Annotated in this window: 1 protein-coding gene; it reads right to left on the bottom strand. The window is 71.3% G+C overall.

What is annotated here, in order from left to right:
* Positions 1-55: 55 nt before the first annotated feature.
* The gene (gene ppc, locus IY392_RS17030) at positions 56-2,932 is read right to left on the bottom strand and encodes a phosphoenolpyruvate carboxylase (RefSeq protein WP_228549569.1); all 2,877 of its coding nucleotides are present in this window, start codon (positions 2,930-2,932) and stop codon (positions 56-58) included.
* Positions 2,933-2,971 lie beyond the last annotated feature (39 nt).

Genomic DNA, 2,971 nt, shown 5'->3' with positions numbered 1-2,971 from the left:
GGCCACAGCGCTGCGAAACTCGGGCTGACCCGGCCAGCCGGGCGCGGTGGCCGGGTCAGCCCGAGTTTCGCAGCGCTGTGGCCAGGCCGTTCATCGTCAATTGGATGCCCGTGCGCACGTCGGGGTCGTGATCGCCCGCGCGGTAGCGCCGCAGCAGCTCCACCTGCAGCCTGTTGAGCGGTTCGAGATACGGGAACCGGTTCCGGACGGAGCGGGCGAGGGCCGGGTTGTCGTCCAGCAGGGTCTCCTGACCGGTCACGGCCAGCAGCATCTCGCGGGTGAGCTCGAACTCGTCGGAGATCACCCCGTGGATCCTCCTGCCCACCTCGGCGTCCGGGACCAGCTCGGCGTACCGGCCCGCCAGACTCATGTCGGCCTTGGCCATGACCTGGGCCATGTTGGACAGCGTGGTGCGGAGGAACGGCCAGTCCCGGTAGAGGCGGCGCAGTGTGGCCAACCGCTCCTCGGCGTTGGCGCCCCCCGCGTCGTGGCCCTCCGAGTCCGTGGGCCCGCCGTCGTCGATCCAGCGCTTCAGGGCGCTGCCCACGCCGAACCAGCCGGGCAACATCACACGGGACTGCGACCACGACAACACCCACGGGATCGCCCGGAGGTCGTCGACCGAGGAGGTCTGCTTCCGGGACGTGGGGCGGGAGCCGATGTTGAGCTCGCCGATCTCGCTGAGCGGGGTGGAGGTGGTGAAGTACTCGATGAACCCCGGGTCCTCGTGGACCAGCTCGGCGTACGCCTCGCGACCGAGGCGGGCGAGGGCGGCCATCACCGCGTAGGCCTGCTCCGCGTCGTCCCCCAGACCCTCCACGTCGAGCAGCGAGACCTCGAGGGTGGCCGCCACCAGTGCCTCGAGGTTGCGGCGGGCCCGGACGGGCTCCGAGTACTTGGCGGAGATGATCTCCCCCTGTTCGGTGATCCGAAGCGCGCCCTGCACCGCGCCCGGGGGCTGCGCGAGGATCGCGTCGTAGGAGTTCCCGCCGCCGCGCCCCACCGCGCCGCCGCGGCCGTGGAAGAAGCGCAGGTGAACGTCCGCACGGGCGGCCGCGTCGACCAGAGCGAGCTCGGCCTCGTACAGCGACCAGTTGGCGGCGAGGTACCCCCCGTCCTTGTTGGAGTCCGAGTAGCCCAGCATGACCTCGAGCACGTCCTCCTGGGACCGCACCAACGCGCGGAACTGGGGCAGCGCCAGCGCCGCGTCGAGCATCCGTGCCCCGCCGGCGAGGTCGTCGATGGTCTCCAGCAACGGGATGAGGCGCACGGTCGACCGGGGTTCGTCCGGGCTACCGGAGAACAGTCCGACCTCCTTGAGGAGGATGGCGGGTTCGAGCAGGTCGGAGACCGAACCGCACATCGACACGATGTAATGGGGCACCACGTCCGGTCCGAGCCCGGCGACCGCTTCCGCGGCCGCACGCAGGACGCCCATCTCCTTGTCCGCGAACTCCGAGAGCTCCGCACGGACGCCCAGCAGCGGGCGATCGTGGGAGAGCTCGGCGAGCAGGAGCTCGACACGGGCGTCCTCGTCGAGAGCCGAATAGTCCTCGGACACCCCGGCGAGCGCGAACAGCTCGGTGAGCAGGTCCTCGTGCGACTCCGAGTTCTGGCGCATGTCCAGGGACTGCAGGTGGAACCCGAACGAGTTCAGCGCCCACCGCAGGTCCCGCAGTCGCGGGGCCCGCAGCAGGTCTGACCCCACCGCGGAGAGTCCGGCGTCGATGGTCTCGAGGTCCGCCGCCATCTCCTCCGGGTCCTCGTACGGGGGATCGTCGTCCAGGCCGATGAGACGCCCGGCGGACAGGAGTACCGAGCGGGGCAGCGACGACCCGGTCGCGCGGGCACGCGCGGCGAGCCGACGACGGACCACGCGGACCGCCTGGCGGAACGGTACGTCCTCCCGGGCCGGGCTCCCCTCGACCTGGGTGTCCTCGAGGGAATCGGCCAACGCGGCTATCCCCGGGTCGACCTCGACGATCCGGGCCGACATCGACAACTCGCGTTCGAGGAGTCGCAGCTGCTCGGCGTAGTGACCGTGCAGCAGCTCGGCCGCCCGGTCGGTGGCGAACCGCACCACGTCACCCGTGACGTACGGGTTGCCGTCGCGGTCGCCGCCGATCCACGAACCGGGCCGCACCACCGCACGACCCCCGCACCCGAGGCGGTCGTCGATCTGGGCGTTGAGCGGCGGGATCACCTCCAGCAGGGTGGCCTCGTAGTACTGCAGACCGGCCATCACCTCGTCCTCGATGTGGGGACGCTCGTTACGGATGAGAGCGGTCTGCCACAGCGCGAGCACGAGGCGGCGCAGCTCGAGCTCGATCTCCGCGATCTCCGCCTCCGTCACCGGGTCCTGGTCCCTCGAGCGCAGATCGTCCCGGCGACCCATGAGGAGATGCACCCGGCGGGTGGCCTCGAACACCATCCGGCGACGGGTCTCCGTGGGGTGCGCGGTGAGCACCGGGGACACGCGGGCGGTCGCCCGCACGGCGGCCAGTCGCTCGTCGTCGTCCGCCGCCAGCAGGTCCGCGACCCGGGTCCACGTGACCTCCAGGTCCCCGTCGGGCGGCGACTCTCCCGCGGCCCGGTGGATCCGCCTGCGGCGCTCCTGATGCAGGTCCTCCGCCACGTTGGCGAGCAGGGCGAACAGGGAGAACGCGCGGATCACCGGGATGGCGTCGGCGGCGCTGATGTCCTTGAACAGGGCGGACACCTCGTCCCTGTCGGCCTCCGAGCGCCGGACCGCGAACGCCGTCCGGCGGGCCGTCTCGACGAGATCGAACACCCGGTCCCCTGCGTGTTCCCGGATCGTGTCGCCGAGCAGGGAACCCAGGAACCGGACGTCCTCCCGCAGGGGGGCCACCGCCCGGGCGAGAGGATCGGTCCCGGAATCGGGTGCGAGGCGATCCTGTGCGGTGTCTGTCATGGCCGCCAGGGTAGGCGGGGGATGTGACACCTGGGTGAA

This window comes from Dietzia sp. SYD-A1 (genome assembly GCF_015356725.1).
Classification (GTDB): domain Bacteria; phylum Actinomycetota; class Actinomycetes; order Mycobacteriales; family Mycobacteriaceae; genus Dietzia.
The sequence above is the reverse complement of the archived record's forward strand: the minus strand, read 5'-3'. Positions and strand labels throughout refer to the sequence as shown.

Bases quoted from the DNA above. Each gene is read 5' to 3' on its own strand.
- ppc (WP_228549569.1), bottom strand. From the start codon at position 2,932: ATGACAGACACCGCACAGGATCGCCTCGCACCCGATTCCGGGACCGAT.